This window comes from Streptomyces sp. NPDC007856 (assembly GCF_042868225.1).
GTDB lineage: Bacteria > Actinomycetota > Actinomycetes > Streptomycetales > Streptomycetaceae > Streptomyces.
The window spans coordinates 138720-157191 of sequence record NZ_JBIAEC010000004.1 but is presented as its reverse complement, the minus strand read 5'-3'; the positions used below and the strand labels follow the sequence as shown (position 1 = coordinate 157191).

Annotated in this window: 19 protein-coding genes; 5 read left to right on the top strand and 14 right to left on the bottom strand. The window is 71.2% G+C overall.

What is annotated here, in order from left to right; genetic code table 11:
- Nucleotides 1-130: 130 nt before the first annotated feature.
- Complete coding sequence (locus ACFYOH_RS12035) at nt 131-2389, bottom strand: MMPL family transporter (RefSeq protein WP_388624204.1); 2259 nt, start codon at nt 2387-2389, stop codon at nt 131-133.
- A gap of 410 nt (nt 2390-2799) precedes the next feature.
- Here ACFYOH_RS12035 and ACFYOH_RS12030 point away from each other — a divergent pair, with 410 nt between their 5' ends.
- From ACFYOH_RS12030 to ACFYOH_RS12010, 5 genes are all read left to right on the top strand, one after another.
- Nucleotides 2800-3351, top strand: a complete 552-nt coding sequence (locus tag ACFYOH_RS12030; RefSeq protein ID WP_388624201.1) for a DUF1697 domain-containing protein — start codon at nt 2800-2802, stop codon at nt 3349-3351.
- A 47-nt stretch (nt 3352-3398) separates the two neighbouring features.
- A complete protein-coding gene (locus tag ACFYOH_RS12025; protein ID WP_388624958.1) occupies nt 3399-4442 on the top strand; it encodes a ketopantoate reductase family protein in 1044 nt (347 codons plus the stop codon).
- A gap of 61 nt (nt 4443-4503) precedes the next feature.
- Nucleotides 4504-5121 carry a hypothetical protein gene (locus ACFYOH_RS12020; RefSeq protein WP_388624199.1) on the top strand — a complete coding sequence of 206 codons (618 nt, stop codon included), beginning with the start codon at nt 4504-4506 and terminating at the stop codon, nt 5119-5121.
- Nucleotides 5122-5176: 55 nt separating this feature from the next.
- The gene (locus ACFYOH_RS12015) at nt 5177-5812 is read left to right on the top strand and encodes a DsbA family protein (protein WP_388624196.1); all 636 of its coding nucleotides are present in this window, start codon (nt 5177-5179) and stop codon (nt 5810-5812) included.
- 590 nt (nt 5813-6402) lie between these two features.
- Nucleotides 6403-6711 carry a hypothetical protein gene (locus ACFYOH_RS12010; protein WP_388624194.1) on the top strand — a complete coding sequence of 103 codons (309 nt, stop codon included), beginning with the start codon at nt 6403-6405 and terminating at the stop codon, nt 6709-6711.
- Between the two features lie 22 nt (nt 6712-6733).
- Here the strand turns inward: ACFYOH_RS12010 and ACFYOH_RS12005 are convergent, their stop codons facing one another.
- The 13 genes from ACFYOH_RS12005 to ACFYOH_RS11945 all read right to left on the bottom strand — a co-directional run bounded on the left by ACFYOH_RS12005 (nt 6734) and on the right by ACFYOH_RS11945 (nt 18311).
- Nucleotides 6734-7471, bottom strand: a complete 738-nt coding sequence (locus ACFYOH_RS12005) for a sirohydrochlorin chelatase (RefSeq protein ID WP_388624191.1) — start codon at nt 7469-7471, stop codon at nt 6734-6736.
- Between the two features lie 8 nt (nt 7472-7479).
- Nucleotides 7480-8364, bottom strand: coding sequence for an ABC transporter permease (locus ACFYOH_RS12000; RefSeq protein ID WP_388624189.1), 885 nt, complete (start codon nt 8362-8364; stop codon nt 7480-7482).
- Nucleotides 8351-9154: an ABC transporter ATP-binding protein gene (locus ACFYOH_RS11995; protein WP_388624186.1), complete on the bottom strand. Its 804-nt coding sequence runs from the start codon at nt 9152-9154 to the stop codon at nt 8351-8353. The genes ACFYOH_RS12000 and ACFYOH_RS11995 overlap by 14 nt, the downstream gene beginning before the upstream one ends.
- Nucleotides 9155-9166: 12 nt before the next feature.
- Nucleotides 9167-10276 carry an aliphatic sulfonate ABC transporter substrate-binding protein gene (locus ACFYOH_RS11990; RefSeq protein ID WP_388624184.1) on the bottom strand — a complete coding sequence of 370 codons (1110 nt, stop codon included), beginning with the start codon at nt 10274-10276 and terminating at the stop codon, nt 9167-9169.
- A gap of 222 nt (nt 10277-10498) precedes the next feature.
- Complete coding sequence (locus ACFYOH_RS11985; protein ID WP_388624182.1) at nt 10499-11833, bottom strand: sulfate adenylyltransferase subunit 1; 1335 nt, start codon at nt 11831-11833, stop codon at nt 10499-10501.
- Between the two features lies 1 nt (nt 11834).
- Nucleotides 11835-12773: a sulfate adenylyltransferase subunit CysD gene (cysD, locus tag ACFYOH_RS11980; RefSeq protein ID WP_388624179.1), complete on the bottom strand. Its 939-nt coding sequence runs from the start codon at nt 12771-12773 to the stop codon at nt 11835-11837.
- Entirely contained in the window at nt 12770-13306 is a 537-nt protein-coding gene (gene cysC, locus ACFYOH_RS11975; RefSeq protein ID WP_388624176.1) for an adenylyl-sulfate kinase, read from the bottom strand. Before cysC ends, cysD begins: the two co-directional genes overlap by 4 nt.
- Before the next feature lie 86 nt (nt 13307-13392).
- Nucleotides 13393-14103 carry a phosphoadenylyl-sulfate reductase gene (locus ACFYOH_RS11970; RefSeq protein WP_388624173.1) on the bottom strand — a complete coding sequence of 237 codons (711 nt, stop codon included), beginning with the start codon at nt 14101-14103 and terminating at the stop codon, nt 13393-13395.
- Complete coding sequence (locus ACFYOH_RS11965; protein WP_388624171.1) at nt 14100-14282, bottom strand: hypothetical protein; 183 nt, start codon at nt 14280-14282, stop codon at nt 14100-14102. Before ACFYOH_RS11965 ends, ACFYOH_RS11970 begins: the two co-directional genes overlap by 4 nt.
- A complete protein-coding gene (locus ACFYOH_RS11960; protein WP_388624169.1) occupies nt 14279-15979 on the bottom strand; it encodes a nitrite/sulfite reductase in 1701 nt (566 codons plus the stop codon). The genes ACFYOH_RS11965 and ACFYOH_RS11960 overlap by 4 nt, the downstream gene beginning before the upstream one ends.
- Nucleotides 15980-16106: 127 nt before the next feature.
- Complete coding sequence (locus ACFYOH_RS11955; protein ID WP_309486338.1) at nt 16107-16190, bottom strand: putative leader peptide; 84 nt, start codon at nt 16188-16190, stop codon at nt 16107-16109.
- A 126-nt stretch (nt 16191-16316) separates the two neighbouring features.
- Entirely contained in the window at nt 16317-16889 is a 573-nt protein-coding gene (locus ACFYOH_RS11950) for a GNAT family N-acetyltransferase (protein WP_388624166.1), read from the bottom strand.
- Between the two features lie 87 nt (nt 16890-16976).
- Nucleotides 16977-18311 (bottom strand): hypothetical protein, encoded by a 1335-nt coding sequence (locus tag ACFYOH_RS11945; RefSeq protein ID WP_388624164.1) that lies wholly within the window; start codon nt 18309-18311, stop codon nt 16977-16979.
- Nucleotides 18312-18472: the final 161 nt, after the last annotated feature.

Genomic DNA, 18472 nt, shown 5'->3' with positions numbered 1-18472 from the left:
CCGAACTGCCGCTTCGTACGGGGGAGCAGCGCCCGAAGGGGCGCGGGGAACTGTGCGACCAGCTCCCCGCGCCCCCGCACCCGCGCGCTCTCAACCGCCCGTCGGGTAGGCGCCCATCCGGCTCGCCGGATCAGACCGGCAGCCGCTCCCCCTCCTCGCGCGCCGGCGGGGAAGCAACCGCGGCCGGCGTCTCGTCGTGCGTCAGGTCCGGCAGCCAGTGGAGCCACCTCGGCAGGTACCAGTTGCGCTCGCCGAGCAGGGCCATCACGGCCGGCAGTAGCACACCGCGGATGACCGTCGCGTCGATGAGGACCGCCGCGGCCAGGCCCACTCCCATCTGCTTCATGGACTGCATCGACAGCGTGCCGAAGATCGCGAACACGGCGACCATGATGACCGCGGCGCTGGTGACGACGCCGGCCGTGGTCACCACGCCGTGCCGGATCGCGTCCTTCGTCGTACGGCCGTTCATGCGGGCCTCGCGGATCCGGGACACCACGAACACGTGGTAGTCCATCGACAGCCCGAACAGGATCACGAACAGGAACAGCGGCAGCCAGGTCACGATCGCGCCGACCCCCGCCGCGCCCACCAGCGAGGCACCCCAGCCGTGCTGGAAGACGGCGACGAGGATGCCGTACGCGGCGCCCACCGACAGCAGGTTGAGCACGATCGAGGTGATGGCCACGGTCAGCGAGCGGAACGACAGCAGCATCAGCAGGAAGGCGAACGCGATCACGAAGGCGAAGACCGGGACGACGGAGCCGAGCAGCTGGTCGTTGAAGTCGTGGTTGCCGGCCACCTGCCCGGTGACCGGCGCCTGCAGGCCGGCCACCTTGCCGAGCGTGTCGGGCCGTACCTCCTCGCGCAGCTTGTCCAGGCTCTTGACCGCCCGGTCCATGTCGGAGCCGCCGACCAGCGGCACGGAGACCAGGGCGACGTTCTGCGCGTCGTGCACCCGGATGTCGACCGGGCCGCGCGAGGCGCCGGAGGCGATCGCCTCCTTCTTGAAGTCGGCCAGCGCTTGCCGCACCTCGGGTGCGTTGATGTCCCTGGCCTTGACGACGACCTGGGCCGGCTCACTGCCGCCCGGGAAGGCGTCGTTGATGCGGTTGTACGTCTGCACGATCGGCAGCGACTTTCCGAACTCCTGGTCCAGGGTGAGCTGTTGGGTCTTCATGCCGAGCGCGGGCGCCGTCACAGCCAGCAGCGCACCGGCCGCCACGACGACGGAGACCAGCGGCCTGGCCAGCACCGCGCGCAGGACGGCGGTCCACACCCGGCTGCCCTCGCCCGCGGCCCGCTTCCGGCTCCGGTCGCGGCGGCTCAGGAACGGGATCTTGCCCTTCTCTACCCGCTCGCCGAGCAGCGACAGCAGCGCCGGCAGGACCGTCACCGACCCGACCATGGCGACCGCGACCACCATCAGCGAGGCCAGGCCCATCGCCTCGAACTGGGCGAGCCCGGTGAAGAGCATGCCCGCCATCGCCACGCACACCGTGACCCCGGAGACGATGACCGCCCGGCCGCTGGTGGCGGCGGCGATCCGCAGAGCGGTGCCCGCGTCCCGGCCGGCCTGCCGCTCCTCGCGCTCACGGCGCAGATAGAACAGGCAGTAGTCCACGCCGACGGCCATACCGACCAGCAGCATCACGGAGTTGGCGGTGTCGCTCATCGGCTGCAGATGGCTGACGAGGCCCATCAGACCCATCGTCGCCATGATCGCGGTGATCGCGAGGGCCACCGGCAGCAGCGCGGCCACCAGCGCCCCGAAAGCGATCAGCAGGATGCCGAGGGCCACCGGCACCGCCGAGTACTCGGCCTGCTTGAAGTCGTTCCCGAAGGCGTCCTTGTACTGCTTCTGCATGCTGGCGCCGCCGATCTCCTCGATCCGCAGCGAGTCATGCGCCTTCTGCACCCCGGCGACCGCGTTCAGCACCGGCTCGATCCGGTCGACGGCCGTCTTGGCGTCACCGCGCATGTCGAACTGCACCAGCGCGCTGCGGCCGTCCCGGGAGATGGTGTGCGTGTCGTACGGCGAGGTCACGGCCGTGACCTTCCCGGTGCCCTCGACCGCCTTCACCACGTCGGCGACGGCCTTGTGGAACTCGGTGCCGGTCGCCGTGACGCCGGTGTCCTTGGACTGGATCAGGACGGTCTCACCGGCCGGCTCCTTGATCCCCGCGTCGTCGATGATCTGGGCGGCGGTGTGCGTCTCGCCCTTGAGCTGGTTGTTCTCGTCGACGTCGACCCGGCCCGCCGCCGAGCCCAGCCCCATGGCCAGCACGACGAACAACACCCAAATGCCGACGGCCGCCCAGCGGTGCCGGGCGCTCCAGCCACCGGCGCGGGCGGCCAGCCCCCGCACCGGCACGTCCCTGTTCCCCATCGCGGGTCCTACCCCTCGTGTGCGGTGGCGGCCCCCTGCCGCCACGTCTGCGCTTGCTCCGGTACGACCGTATGAGCCGGATAAACGCGTCTCCTCGTGCTGCCCGGTGAACTCGGCGACCCGCCGGTCAGCACTGGGGAGGACAGCGGCCCCTTACACCTATCCGCACTTCTCGGGGGTGCGTCTAGGGGTTCACCGGCCTGTCCCGCTCACCGCCGGACATGGGTTGTCCGTTCTGCCGCCGGCGCGGCGGTTTGTGATTGCGAAACCTTGTTGAACAAGTCACAGCTGCGTGTAGAGGTTGATCCGCCGCCCGCCGATCAGCGAGAGTTTCGCGCAGCCCCGCCCTGTGCGGGCCCGGCCGTCGTGCCCACCCCCACGGGGCACGACGGCCGCTCTAAGCTGGCCGGATGACGACCTACGCGGCGCTGTTGCGCGGAATCAACGTCGGCGGCAGCAAGAAGCTGCCGATGGCCGACCTCCGTACGCTGCTGACCGGCCTCGGCCACACCGGCGTACGGACCCATCTGCAGAGCGGCCAGGCCGTGTTCACCGCCGGTCACGGCGACGAGGAGTCGCTCGCGGCGGAGCTGAGCCGGGCGATCGAGGAGCGGTTCGGCTTTCCGGTCGACGTGATCGTGCGCGACCACGCCTATCTGAAGGCGGTCGCCGAGGCCTGCCCGTTCCCGGCCGCCGACCTGGCGCCCAAGCAGCTGCACGTCACGTACTTCTCCGCACCGGTCACCCCGGACCGCTTCGCGGACATCGATCCCGCCGTCCATCTCCCCGAGGAGTTCCGCCTCGGCGACCGCTGCCTGTACCTGTACGCCCCCGAGGGCCTCGGCCGCTCCAAGCTCGCCGAGGTACTGTCCCGCCGCCCCCGGACCAAGAGCCTGATCGCCACGAGCCGGAACTGGAACACGGTGGTCAAACTGGTCGAGTTGACCGCTCCGGGAGCGTGATGGACCGCATCGGAAGGGCCGCGTACGCCTGTGCGAGGCTCTACCCCATTCGCTACATCATCATCGGGGCCGGAGCGGTCGGCGGGACCGTGGGCGGACGGCTGGCCCAGGCCGGGCGTGAGGTCGTCCTCGTGGCACGCGGCAAGCATCTGGCGGCACTGGCGGAGCGGGGGCTGCGACTGCGGGTGCCGGAAGGCGAGTTGACGTACCGGCTGACGGCCGTCGACGGGCCGGGTCCGCTCGGCGAACTGCGCCCCGACGACGTTCTCGTGCTCGCCGTGAAGACCCAGGACGCCCTGGCCGTCCTGGACACCTGGGGCGACGTGCCCGTGGCCGGCGGGGGCACCGCGGCCGAGCGGCTGCCGCTCGTCCTGCTGCAGAACGGAGTCGAGGGCGGACGGCTCGCGCTGCGCCGCTTCCGTCATGTGTACGGCGTCTGTGTCTGGTTGCCCTCGACCTTCGTGGAGCCCGGCGTCGTCTCCGCCGCGGGCACTCCGCTCACCGGCATCCTCCACCTCGGGCGCCTCCCGCACGGCACCGACGACACCGCCCACCGGATCGCCGCCGACCTGGAGGCCTCCCACTTCGAGGCGCCGGTGGTGCCCGACGTGGCCCGCTGGCAGTACGCCAAGCTGCTCGCGAACCTGAGCAACGCCGTCGAGGCGCTGACCGGAACCCGCGACACCGGGGCCGCCCAGGCGCTGTACAAGCGCGTGCGGGCCGAGGGGGAGGCCGTGCTGGACGCCGCAGGGATCGCGTACACGAGCCTGGAGGAGCAGCGCGCGGCCCGCGGCGACAAGGTCACCCTGGTGCCGCTGGACGGGGCCCCGCGCGGCGGCGGTTCCTCCTGGCAGTCCCTCGTCCGGGGCACCGGCACCATCGAGGCCGACTACCTCAACGGGGAGATCGTGCTCCTCGGCCGGCTGCACGGCGTACCGACGCCGCTGAACGAACTGCTCCAGCGGCTCGCCGACCGGTTCGCACGGGAGCGCCGGGCCGCCGGGTCGATGCCGGTCGCGGAACTGGTGCGCAGGGCCGACGCGGCCGAGGGTGCGGTGGCGGCCGACGCCGGTGCACCGCACGGCAGTTGATCTTCCGAGCGGTTCGGCGTTTCGTAGGACCTGGAGCGTAAGGGAGAGGGACGGGGGAACGGTGGACGACGTCCTGGGCGGGACCGGCGCGGACGACGTCACGGAGGACACGGGGCGGCGGCTCGCGGAGCGGTTCGAGGCGGACCGGCGGCATCTCACGGCCGTGGCCCACCGGCTGCTCGGCTCGGCCGCCGAGGCCGCCGCCCGGCAGCTCGCCGGCCGGGCCCGGCGCCGTGTCCAGAGCCGGCCGGCCGCGCCCGCCGCCGCCGTACGCCGTCGCCGGGCCGTCGACGCGTTCCTGGCCGCCACCCGCGGCGGCGGCTTCACGGCCCTGGTCGCGCTGCTCGACCCGGACGTGGTGCTGCACGCCGACGCGCTGGTCGTACCCACCCCCGAACCGATCACCGTGCGGGGCGCCGCACCCGTCGCCCAGGGTGCGATGGCCGCCGTGGCGCGCGCCCAGCTCACCGGACTCGCCCTGCTCGACGGCGAGTTCGTCCTGGTCATGGCGGAGCGGGGGCGGCTCCGGCTGGTCCGGGCCTTCGCCTTCGGCGCGGACGCCCGGATCGCCCGGATCGACGTCGTGGCGGAACCCGAACGCCTGCGCGCGACGGAGATCGCGGCGGTCGACCCGGGGCGGACCGGGGCCGGGGGCGCCGACGCAGAATTGGACCAGTGAAATGAGAGGGAATTGGGCCGGGACAGTGCACCAATGCGGCCCTAGGGTCACTGGCATGACGCACCGCGACACCGCCACCGAGTCCGCCCCGACCCGGGTCGACTTCTTCTTCGACCCGGCCTGCCCCTTCGCTTGGATCACCTCCCGCTGGCTGCTGGAGGTCGAGCGCCTGCGCCCGCTCGACCTCCGGTTCCGGGTGATGAGCCTGTACCTGCACAACATCGGCAACGAACTCCCTGACTGGTACCGGGACTTGGTGGACCGCTCGATCGGCCCGGTACGGGTCGCCGTGGCCGCCGCCGAACGGCACGGCGACAAGGTGCTGCGCGACCTGTACACGGCGTTCGGCACCCGGATCCACGAAGGCCGCATCGAGGACTTCGACCGGGTGGTCACCGAGGCGCTGGCCGAACTCGGGCTCCCCGCCGACCTGTCGGCCGCAGCCCACGACCCGTCGTACGACCAGGCGGTGCGGCGAAGTCACGTGGCCGGCGCCGAGCCGGAGACGGGCGGCTACGTGGGCACGCCGACCCTGCACGTCGACGGCACGGTGTGGTTCGGTCCCGTGCTGCGCGCCGTCCCGCGAGGCGAGGAGGCGGCCGAACTCTTCGACAGCTTCCAAGCGTTGGCCCGCCACCCCGACCTGTTCGAACTCAAGCGCACCCGCACCGGAGCCCTCCGCTTCGACTGACCAGGAACCGGCTTGGCCGATATGCATCGCTCGCCCCCGTCGACTGTGACACGCGGGTCGGGATCGACGCAGAACCAAGAGCCGCCGCGGTCCGACGTCACAGGGGAGCGCCGGACCCCGGCGGCCCTCTACCACATGCCCGTCCCCCAGGGCCAGCCCTCACCGAACCTCGCGACAAACTCGTCCCGTTGTCCCTAGGGTGAAGCGCGCAGACGGCCGGAAGGGGCGAGGGGACGGATGAGCGTGAAGGGCAGAGCATCGCGGGCACTGCCCCCGTACCGCGCGGGCAGCCGGTCGCCGGCCCCGGTGCGGCACCGCGGGGAGGGAGCGCCCCGGCGACCGGGCGCCCCGGTGTGCCCCGGCGACGTCCTCGCCCACCGCGGCGACCCGGTCGCCGGAGACCGCCCACGTCGCCCTCCGGAGCCCGGTCAAGGGACACCGGTCATCCGGATGGGTGGCGATTTTCGGCCTACTCGACGTCGGTAACCTCAGCCGCACCGGCAACTTCGGCAACCAGAGCCTGGTCGCCCGCGCCGAAGCCGTAGCCCCCATCCCCGAAGGCTCCTTCGGATCACAAGCGAGGACAGGACATGAGCACCTACAACTTCGGGAACGGGCCCATCGATTTCGCCCGTATCGACCCCAGGAACGGCACCCCCGACCTCGAAACCCTCATGGCGGTGGCCGACCGGCTCACCGAGGCACTCCGGGCCGAGTACCCGCGGATCGCCGGGAACGGGGAGGTCGTCCAGGCGGAGCTGGCGCTGTCCGCGGAGGACGGCCTGCCGCCCAACCGGGGCCGTATCCGCACGGCACTGGAGAACGTCGCCATCACGGCGGGCGCGGGCACCGCCAGCCTCACCTTCACCCAGCACCTCCTGCACGCGCTCGACCTGTGACCCCGGAAGAGCCGGGGAACGGTCAGGCGCCCAGGGCCGTCAGCGCCGGCCGGCGTGCCGCGTCGTAGCGCTCCAGCAGCACCCGCGCCACCTCCGGCGCCGGACCCAGCACGTCCGCCCGTACGTCCGCCCCGGCCGCGCCCCGCGCGATGCGGTCCGGCAGAAAGCCGGGGGCCAGGACGTACGGCGCGACGGCGACCCGCTCACAGCCGAGGGAGCGCAGCTCCCGTACGGCGTCCTCCGTGCGGGGGAGAGATGCGGAGGCGAACGCAGGCCGCACGGCGCACCAACCGGTGTGCCACCACTCCCGCGCGATGTCGGCGATCACTGCGATCGCCTCCGGGTCGGTGGACCCCGCCGAGGCCAGCACGACCCCGGTCGAGGACTTGTCGGCGGGCGTCAACCCCGCCTCGTACAGCCGCCGTTCCAGCGCCGACAGCAGCAGGGGTGACGGACCGAGCACATCCGCCTGCCGGATCCGCAGCCGGGCCGGCGCCTCCCGCAGCACCGCGGGGATGTCGGCCTTGGCGTGGAAGGCGCGGGTCAGCAGCAGCGGCAGGGCGACGACGTCCCGGACTCCCTGCGCCGCGAGTGACTCCAGCACCCCGGGAACCGAGGGGACGTTGAAGTCCAGGAAGCCGGTCTCCACGCGCAGCCCCGGCCGCTGCGACCGTACCCGTTCCACGAGGGCGTGCACGGCCTGGGCGTGCCGCGGGTCGCGGCTGCCGTGGGCGATGACGAGCAGGACCGAGTCGTGCATGTCGTGCCTCAGCCCTTCACCAGCAGGCCGCGGCTGCGCAGCACCCACCGCTCCAGCGGGCTGAAGATCAGCAGGTCGACGGCGATGCCGACGAACAGGATGAGCAGGATGGCCTCGAACACCATGGCCATGTCGCCGGCGGTGCGGGCGTTCTCCAGCAGCTGGCCGAGCCCCGTGCCCAGGTCGGGGAAGTTCGCGATGATCTCCGCGGCCATCAGGGAGCGCCAGGAGAAGGCCCAGCCCTGCTTCATGCCCGCCACATACCCGGGCAGGGCGGCCGGCAGGGTGACGTGCCAGGTGCCCTTCAGACCCGTGGCGCCCATCGTGCGGCCCGCCCGCAGGAACAGCGGCGGCACCTGGTCCACGCCGGACACCAGACCGTTGGCGATGGACGGCACGGCACCGAGCAGGATCACCGCGTACATCATCGAGTTGTTCAGGCCCAGCCAGATCACCGCGGGCGGCACCCATGCCACCGACGGCAGCGACTGCAGACCGGACAGGATCGGGCCGATGGCCGCGCGCACGAACTTCACCCGCGCCACCAGCAGGCCCAGCGGGGTGCCGATCAGCAGGGCGAAGCAGAAGCCGAGCAGACCGCGCGAGATGCTGGTCCAGATGTAACCGAGGAGATTGCCCTCCAGCCAGTCCTTCCGGACCGCCTGCCAGACGGCCGACGGGGACGGCAGCTTGGTCGGATCGTCGACGATCTTCAGGGCGATCAGACCCTGCCAGACCACCAGGACCACGACGATCGCGGTGGTCGGCGGGACGATCTTGTCGACGAGGGTCTTGCGGAACGGCGTACGGCCCTGCTGCGCGGTCTCCAGCGCGTCGAGGCCCGCCTCCACGCTCCCCGTCTCGGGAGAGGTCGTCGTCTCAGTGCTGGCCATGGCGGCGGATCTCCCCACGCAGTACTTCGGTGATCTCCAGGGACAGTTCCGCCACGGGCGCGTCCTCGATGCGGCGCGGCTGCGGAATGTCGACCTCCCACTCCCGGGCGATGCGGCCCGGACGGGAGGACAGCAGTACGACACGCTGCGCGAGCCGCACCGCCTCGCGCACGTTGTGCGTCACGAACAGCACGGACAGCCCGGTCTCCGACCAGATGCGGGTCAGCTCGTCGTGCAGCACGTCCCGGGTGATGGCGTCGAGCGCCGCGAACGGCTCGTCCATCAGCAGCAGACTGCTCTCCTGTGCCAGCGCGCGGGCCATCGCCACCCGCTGCCGCATACCGCCGGACAGTTCGTGGACGCGCTTGCCGTACGCGCCCTTCAGCCGGACGAGTTCCAGCAGCTCCTCGGCCTTGCCGCGCCGCTCGGGCTTGGCAACCCCCCTGACCTTCAGCGCGAGTTCGATGTTCTTGCCCGCGGTCAGCCACGGGAACAGGGCGTGCTCCTGGAACATCAGGGCCGGGCGCCCGTCCGTGGTGATGAACCCGGCGGTGGGCCGGTCCAGGCCCGCCACCAGGTTGAGCAGCGTGGACTTGCCGCAGCCCGAGGCCCCCAGGAGGGTGACGAACTCGCCGGGCGCGACATCGATGCTGATGTCGTCCAGGACGAGCTGCTGCCCGCCGGGTGTCGCGAAGGACTTCGAGACATGCTCGAGGCGTGCGGCGTAGTCGACCGACTCAGCGGCCTTGGCCAGGGTTGTCGCCATGGTCGTCACCTCCTGGGAACTCATCGGGAACAGGCGTCAGCTGGTGCCGAGACCGGCCGCGTCGACCGGGCTGTCACCTGAAGCCTTGAGGACCTTGTTGAGGATCGTCAGGTCGTAGATGCCATCGAGGTTCGGCTTGTCCAGCAGTCCGGCCTTGACCGCGTGCGCCGCCTCGGTGCTGAGGGTGGCGGCCAGCGGGTCGTCGGTGAACTGGATGGACTTCCACGCCGGGTCCAGGACGTTCGCCGGCAGCGCCTTGCCGGAGTCCGCCTCAAGCTGCTTGTTCGCCGCGGCCTTCGCCTGGTCCGGGTTGGCGTTGATCCACTTGTTGGCCTCGACCGAGGCCTTCAGCACCGCCTCGACCGCCTTCGGGTGCTCCTTCAGGAAGGCCTGCCGCACGATGATGTTCGTGATCACGAACTTCTTGTCCGGCCACAGCGCCGACTCGTCCAGCAGCACCTTGCCGCCCTCGGCGACCAGCTTGGACGCGGTCGGCTCCGGCACCCAGGCGCCGTCGACCGAGCCGGCCTTGAACGCGCCCGGGGTGACCTTGTTGTCGCTGCGGACGACCGTGACGTCACCCTTGCCGCTCTGCGCGTCGACCTTCCAGCCCTGCTCGGCGGCCCAGTTGAGGAACGCCACGTCCTGCGTGTTGCCCAGCTGCGGGGTCGCGATCCGCTTGCCCTTGACGTCCTTGAGGGACGAGATCTTCTTCGGGTTCACGACCAGCTTCACCCCGCCGGAGGCCGAACCACCGATGATCTTCAGGCTCTTGCCGTTCGACTTGGTGTAGCCGTTGATCGCGGGGGAGGGGCCGATCCAGCCGATGTCGATGGAACCGGAGCTGAGCGCCTCGATCTCGGACGGACCGGCGTTGAAGGTGGCGTAGTCCGCCTTGGTGGCGCCCAGTTCCTTCTGGAACAGGCCCTGTTCCCGGCCGACCAGCGCGGTCGAGTGGGTCAGGTTGCCGAAGTAGCCGATCTTGACGGAGTCGAGTCCGTCGATCTTCTTCGCGCCGGCGGCGACCTTGGTGGTGTCGTCGCTCTTGGCCTGGGAGCCGTAGCCGCAGGCGGCCAGCGTGAGGAGGGGGAGTGCGGCGAGCGCGGCTATGCCGCCTCGGAAAAGCTTCGAGCGGTTGGCAGGCACGGGAGGGGTTCCTCTCGTTGGCCCGGCGGTCACGTCTCTCAGGTCGTGGCCGGGAGGTCGGCAGGTCTTCGTCTACGGCGGTAGGGGGTGAGGGCGCGCAAGCGGTGCGCGTACGTCAGCACACACATCGCGCCACCCCGCCCTGCCCGCTGCCGAGAGCGCCGCTGCCGATGCGGCCGCCCTCCTTGGCGAACGTCGAGTAGACGTCGGTCGTCCTCATGCTCAGAAGTCCCAGCCGTCGTCCGCGGAGTCGTCCTTGACCGGCTCGGGGGTGGCGAACGACTCGCCGACCATGCCCGCGGTGAGCGTGGTGCCGTCGCTCGGATCGATCAGGATGAACGAGCCCGTGCGCCGCGAGTCGGCGTAGGAGTCGAGCGGCAGCGGTTCGGCAGTACGGATCTTGACCCGCCCGATGTCGTTGGCGACCAGCTGCCCCGGGTGCGGGTGCAGGGACAGGTCGTCCAGCGTGAGCCGGGACGGGATGTCCTTCACGATCGCCTTGACCGTGCGGGTGCCGTGCTTGAGCAGCACCCGGTGACCGACGGTCAGCGGCGCGTCGGCCACATGGCAGACGGTCGCCTCCACGTCCTGGGTGGTGGCCGGCGCGTCCTTCGTCGGCACGATCAGGTCGCCGCGCGAGACGTCGATGTCATCCTGGAGCAGGACCGTCACCGACTGCGTCGTCCACGCCACGTCCACCGGCTCGCCCAGCAGGTCGATGCCCGAGATCCGGGTGGTCCGCCCGGACGGCAGGACCGTGACCTCCTCGCCGACCCGGAAGGTGCCGGCCGCGATCTGGCCCGCGTAGCCCCGGTAGTCCGGGTGCTCGGCGGTCTGCGGCCGGATCACGTACTGCACGGGCAGCCGGGCGTGGCAGTGCGCCAGGTCATGGCTGACGGGAACGGTTTCGAGGTGTTCCAGGACGGTCGGGCCGCCGTACCAGTCCATGTTCGCGGACGGCTCCACCACGTTGTCACCGGCGAGCGCCGAGATCGGGATCGCGGTGACCTCCGGCACGCCCAGCTCGGTGGCGTACGCCGTGAACTCCTCGGCGATCGCGGCGAACACGGACTCCGCGTAGCCGACGAGGTCCATCTTGTTGACCGCGAGAACCACGTGCGGGACCCGCAGCAGGGCCGCGATGGCCGCGTGCCGGCGGGTCTGCTCGACCACGCCGTTGCGGGCGTCGACGAGGATCACGGTCAGCTCGGCGGTGGAGGCGCCGGTGACCATGTTGCGGGTGTACTGCACATGCCCGGGCGTGTCGGCCAGGATGAACCGGCGGCGCGGGGTGGCGAAGTAGCGGTAGGCGACGTCGATGGTGATGCCCTGCTCCCGCTCGGCGCGCAGGCCGTCGGTGAGCAGCGCGAGGTCCGGGCCGTCCTGGCCACGGCTCGCGGAGGCCCGCTCCACGGCCTCCAGCTGGTCGGTGAGGACCGACTTGGAGTCGTGCAGCAGCCGTCCCACCAGCGTGGACTTGCCGTCGTCGACGGAGCCGGCGGTGGCGAACCGCAGCAGCGTGGTGGCCGAGAGCGCCTCGGTCGTGGTCGTGCTCATGCTAGAAGTACCCCTCGCGCTTGCGGTCTTCCATCGCGGCCTCGGACAGCTTGTCGTCGGCGCGGGTCGCGCCCCGCTCGGTGAGCCGGGAGGCGGCGATCTCGGCGATCACGGCGTCCAGCGTGGTGGCGTCGGAGTCGACGGCACCGGTGCAGGACATGTCACCGACGGTGCGGTAGCGGACCTGGCGCTTCTCGACGGCCTCGCCGTCCTTCGGGCCGCCCCACTCGCCGGCGGTCAGCCACATGCCGCTGCGCTTGAACACCTCGCGCTCGTGCGCGAAGTAGATCTGCGGCAGCTCGATGCCCTCACGGGCGATGTACTGCCACACGTCCAGCTCGGTCCAGTTGGACAGCGGGAACACCCGGACGTGCTCACCGGGCGCGTGCCGGCCGTTGTACAGGTTCCACAGCTCCGGGCGCTGGCGGCGCGGGTCCCACTGGGAGAACTCGTCGCGCAGCGAGAACACCCGCTCCTTGGCACGGGCCTTCTCCTCGTCCCGGCGCCCGCCGCCGAACACCGCGTCGAACTTCTCGCTCTGGATCTTCTCCGTCAGCGGAAGCGTCTGCAGCGGGTTGCGGGTGCCGTCGGGACGCTCCTTCAGCACACCGCGGTCGATGTAGTCCTGGACGGAGGCCACATGGAGCCGCAGCCCGTGCTTCGCCACCGTACGGTCGCGGTACTCCAGCACCTCGGGGAAGTTGTGCCCGGTGTCCACGTGCAGCAGCGAGAACGGCACCGCCGCCGGGGCGAACGCCTTCAGCGCCAGGTGCAGCATGACGATCGAGTCCTTGCCGCCGGAGAACAGGATCACCGGGTTCTCGAACTCTCCCGCCACCTCGCGGAAGATGTGCACCGCCTCGGACTCCAGCGCGTCCAGGTGGGAGAGGGCGTACGGGCTGTCCGTGCCCTCCTCGGCCTTCGCCACGGTCGTCGTCATGCCAGTCCCCTCTCGCTCAGCAGGGCGTACACCGACGCCGCGGACTCCTGCACGGTCTGGTGCTGCGACTCGATCCGCAGATCCGGCGTCCGCGGCTCCTCGTACGGGTCGTCGACACCCGTCAGCCCGGACAGCTCACCCGCGGCCTGCTTGGCGTACAGCCCCTTCACATCGCGCACGCTGCACACCTCGACCGGGGTCGCCACATGGATCTCCAGGTACGACGTCCCGTTCTCCGCGTGCCGCCCCCGCACCGCCTCCCGGCTGTCCGCGTACGGCGCGATCACCGGCACCAGCGCCTTGACGCCGTTGCGGGCGAGCAGTTCGGCGACGAAACCGATGCGCTGCACGTTGGTGTGCCGGTCCTCGCGGGAAAAGCCGAGGCCCGCCGAGATGAACTCGCGGATCTCGTCGCCGTCGAGCACCTCGACGCGGTGGCCCTCGGCGCGCAGCCGGCCGGCCAGCTCGTACGCGATGGTGGTCTTGCCGGCGCTCGGCAGACCCGTGAGCCAGACGGTGGCTCCGGTCGTCACGTGGTTCTCCTGGGTCGCAATGTTCGCTTCCGTCACAGCAGTAGCAGCGGGAGCTGTGGCTGCCGTGTGAGCGGCTGTGTTCGTCGTCATCCGTGCAGCCCGCACTCGGTCTTGGCACGACCCGCCCAGCGGCCGGCGCGCGCGTCCTCGCCCTCCAGGACCCGGCGGGTGCAGGGGGCGCACCCGATGGAGGCGTAGCCGTCCATCAGCAACGGGTTGGTGAGCACGCCGTGTTCGGTGACGTAGGCGTCCACGTCGTCTTGCGTCCAGCGGGCGATCGGGGAGATCTTGACCTTCCGCCGCTTCTCGTCCCAGCCGACGACCGGGGTGTTCGCCCGGGTCGGGGACTCGTCACGGCGCAGGCCGGTCGCCCACGCCTGGTAGCCCTTCAGCCCCTCTTCGAGCGGCTTCACCTTGCGCAACGCGCAGCACAGGTCGGGGTCGCGGTCGTGCAGCCTCGGGCCGTACTCCGCGTCCTGTTCGGCGACCGTCTGCTTCGGCGTGAGGGTGATGACGTTGACGTCCATCACGGCCTCGACGGCGTCACGGGTGCCGATGGTCTCCGGGAAGTGGTAACCGGTGTCGAGGAAAACGACGTCCACGCCCTTGAGCACGCGCGAGGCGAGATGGGCGACGACGGCGTCCTCCATGGACGAGGTGACGCAGAACTTCGCGCCGAAGGTGTCGACCGCCCACTGGAGGATCTCCAGCGCGGAGGCGTCCTCCAGGTCGCGGCCCGCCTGCTCGGCGAGCGCCCTCAACTCGTCGGTCGTGCGGTCTTCCTGAGCCGTCGTCATGTCTGTGGGTCCCCTCCGTTGTCGGCTCGCTGAAGGCCCCGGGCGAGCAGCCCGAGGAACTTCAGCTGGAATGCGCGGTTGCACGCCCCGCATTCCCAGGCGCCGTGGCTCTGCTCGTGCGGACGCAGGTCCTCGTCGCCGCAGTAGGGGCAGTAGAAGGGTGCGGCACGTTCGCTCACGACAGTGCCTCCTCGTCCGCGCGCGCGGCCCAGGTGGCGAACCGCTCGCCGTCCTCGCGTTCGGCCTGGAACCGCTTCAGGACCCGCTCGACGTAGTCGGGCAGCTCCTCCGCGGTGACCTTCAGTCCGCGCACCTTGCGGCCGAAGCCCGCCTCCAGGCCGAGCGCGCCGCCGAGGTGCACCTGGTAGCCCTCGACCTGCTCGCCCCGGTCGTTGAGGACCAGTTGGCCCTTGAGACCGATGTCCGCGACCTGGATACGGGCGCAGGCGTTCGGGCAGCCGTTGAGGTTGATGGTGATCGGCTCGTCGAAGTCCGGCAGGCGGCGCTCCAGTTCGTCGATCAGCGACGAGCCGCGCTGCTTGGTCTCGACGATGGCGAGCTTGCAGAATTCGATGCCGGTGCAGGCCATGGTGCCGCGCCGGAAGGAGGACGGCCGGGCGGTGAGGTCCAGCGCCTCCAGGCCCTCGACCAGCGAGTCGACCTTGTCCTGCGCGACATCGAGGACGATCATCTTCTGCTCGACGGTGGTGCGCACCCGGCCCGAGCCGTGCGCCTCCGCGAGCTCGGCGATCTTCGTCAGCGTGGCGCCGTCGACGCGGCCGACCCGCGGGGCGAAACCGACGTAGTAACGGCCGTCCTTCTGCCGGTGCACGCCGATGTGGTCGCGCCACTGCTGCACGGGCTGCTCGGGAGCGGGCCCGTCGATCAGCTTGCGCCCTCCCAGGTACTCGTCCTCCAGCACCTGACGGAACTTCTCCGCGCCCCAGTCGGCGACGAGGAACTTCAGCCGGGCGCGGTTGCGCAGCCGGCGGTAGCCGTAGTCACGGAAGATCGAGATGACGCCCTCGTAGACGTCCGGGACCTCGTCGATCGGCACCCAGGCGCCCAGTCGCACACCGAGCTTGGGGTTGGTGGACAGGCCGCCGCCCACCCACAGGTCGAAGCCCGGGCCGTGCTCGGGGTGCCGTACGCCGACGAACGCCACGTCGTTGATCTCGTGCACGACGTCCAGCAGCGGCGAACCCGAGATGGCCGTCTTGAACTTCCGAGGGAGGTTCGAGTACGCCTTGTTGTTCAGGACGCGGCGCTTCATCTCCTCCAGCGCCGGCGTCGCGTCGATGATCTCGTCCTCGGCGATGCCCGCCACCGGGGAGCCGATCATCACACGCGGGGTGTCACCGCAGGCGGTCAGGGTGGACAGGCCCACGGCCTCCAGCCGCTCCCAGATCTCGGGCACGTCCTCGACCCGGATCCAGTGGTACTGCACGTTCTGCCGGTCGGTGATGTCCGCGGTGCCGCGCGCGAACTCCTGGGAGATCTCCCCGATGACGCGCAGCTGCTGGGTGGTCAGCGCACCGCCGTCGATGCGCACCCGCATCATGAAGTAGCGGTCGTCGAGCTCCTCCGGCTCCAGCACCGCCGTCTTGCCGCCGTCGATCCCGGGCTTGCGCTGGGTGTACAGCCCCCACCAGCGCATCCGGCCGCGCAGGTCGCTGGGATCGATCGAGTCGAAACCGCGCTTGGAGTAGATCGTCTCAATGCGCGTCCGCACATTGAGACCGTCGTCGTCCTTCTTGACCTGCTCGTTGCCGTTCAGCGGAGTGAAGTGGCCCACCGCCCACTGACCCTCACCACGGTGACGGCTCACCTTGCGGCGGGGCGCGGAGGCGGCGGGGTTCGGCGGAGTGGCGGCCATGGTTCTACGTCCTTCGGGACCGGTGGGAATCGGCTCTGACCTGCACAGATGCGCGCACGCGGGCAGGCGTGCGCGTCATTGCGCAAGGAACATCAGGTAGGGGGGGTTCGCGGCGGTGCTGGAGCGGTCAGCTCGCCGGACAGATGGCGCTGGACATGCGGCCGAGGTCGACGTGCCGCCGACTCACCAAGGCAATTCCAGTTCCAGACATGACGGAAGCGTGTCATGGCGATCTGGACACAGTCCAGCTTTATCCAATATGCGGACACCCTTGTCCCGAATCTTGGGACAGGGTGTCGTCGCTCACATGCCGTGCGGGAAGGCTTGTCCCGGCAGGTCAGGCCGGGTAGGCGCCTGGCCAGGGACCGGGCTCCGCCACGTCCGGCTCCAGCTCCACCTTGGTGTCGAACAGCTTGAAGCCGCGCCGCTGGTAGTTGTCCATGGCGAACTCGCCGTCCTTGCTGCACGTGTGCAGCCACACCCGCTTCGTCGGCGTCCGCTCGGGCCACCGGTCGGCCAGGTCCCAGGCGCGCGCCGTGCCGTACGACAGCAGATGGCCGCCGATGCGCCGGCCGCGGAAGGCGGGGACCAGCCCGAAGTAGGCGATCTCGACCGTGCCCTCGTCCTGCGGGTCCAGCTCCACATAGCCGGCCGGGGTGCCGCGGTCGTAGGCCACCCAGGTCTCCACGCCGGGCCGGTCCAGGTACTCCTGCCACCGGGCGTACGTCCACCCCAGCCGGTCGGTCCAGCGGATGTCGCCGCCGACCGAGGCGTACAGGAAGCGGCTGAACTCGGGGGAGGGAACCTCGGCGCGAACGATCCGGACATCGCCCTCGGGCGCGGCGGCCGGCCGGAGGTCGGCCGGCGAGGTCTGCTCCAGGGACCAGGTGGTGACAGGGACGCTGCTCATGCGGGCCAGGGAATCATCCCACCGCCCGGTCTGTCGATCGCCCCGGGCACCCTGTGGACAGCCGGTCGCCTTCAGGGGGCTGCGGGGTCAGCCCAGCGACCGGTCCAGTCCTGCCAGGGGCACGGCGAAGAGCATCCGGTCCGACAGCGACCAGACCTCGCCCGTCTCCTGCCAGTACGACAGGGAGCCCGCCGCCTCCGCCCAGCAGCGATGCGTGCCGTCCGCGCCGCAGTGCGCCGCCTTCGCGCCGCCGGCGTCCTGCCGCCACAGCCCGCCATGTCCGTCCCGTGAGCCGGGCAGGCGTCCCACATACCAGGACGCGTCCTGCGCCCCGGGCTGCCGGTACGACAGCACGCCCCGGATCCCCGCCGCCCGGGTCCGGTAGGCGTCCATGGCCGTCACCCGCCCCACGGCGTCCGTGGCGAGCAGCCCCTCGCGCGCCGGATCCCTGCTGAACGCATACCGCCACAGCCGGGCGTTCCGCTCCCCGTCCGGCGCGGTCCACTCTGCGGCGACCAGGCTGTCCGGCACGCTGCTCCGGTCGAGGGCGAGCGCGCCGGGACAGGGCGGGCCCGAGCGATGGCAGCGGCCCCCGGTGAAGCGGTACGAGCCGACCGCGGGCATCACATAGCGGTAGCCGTCGGCGGACCAGCCGCCGGGCACCCGGCCGATCGCGGGCCCGTCGACGCCGGCGCGCTGGATCCGGTCGAGGTCGTAGACGTACAGCGCGTCGACGCCGCCGGTCCTGGCGGTGACCAGCAGCTTGTCCTGGTACCAGACCATCCCGGAGATCCCCGAGGTCAGCCCCCGGTAGTCACGGCCGCCGTCGACCGGCACCACCAGCAGCACCCAGCGGTAGGCGAGCCGGGCGGGGTCGTCGGCGTTCACGAAGGCGACCCGGGCCAGCCCCCGCTCGGCGGCCGGGCCGGCGGTGGTGCTGTGGGTCCAGCCGGCCAGCACGACCCGGTGGGCGCCCCAGACACCGTCGTCGTCGGCGTCCCCGGACGTGGTCACCGACGCCGGCCGCCAGGCGGTGCCGGCGGAGTCGGCCGGGTCCCAGCAGTAGGCGCGGGTGGCGGCCGGGGTGACGGGCAGGGACGCGCGGTCGGCCGAGGAACAGTCGGCGGACGCGCGCATCCCGCGGTCGGCGCTCGCCAGCACGGCGTCCACGCCGACCGGGCGGCCCATCGCGGCGGAGAGCCGGTCGAGTGTGCGGGCGGGGACCAGCCGCTCCTGGAGCCGCAGCCGGCCCGTGTCCGTGGGGGAGGAGAGCGGCCTGAGCGCGCCGGGGCTGTCGGTGACGTCCGCCTGGGAGACGCTGATCAGGGTGGCGGCCGCGGTGAGCGCCAAGGCGGTCCCGGTCAGGACCGCGCGCAGTGCCGCGCCCCGCCTGCGCCGGCGGTGTCTGCCGCGATGCTTCATCTCGTCCCCTTCTCCAGGGCTCCTTCGCCGCCGGGGCTCGCCGGCCGGTGGCGGGCCAACTGCGCCTGATGATCTTTATGTTGACGCGAGAAGCGGCTGGGGAGGCCCTCATGGGATGCTACGGCAGCAACGGCCCGCGCAGGGCGAAGACCCCGCAAATA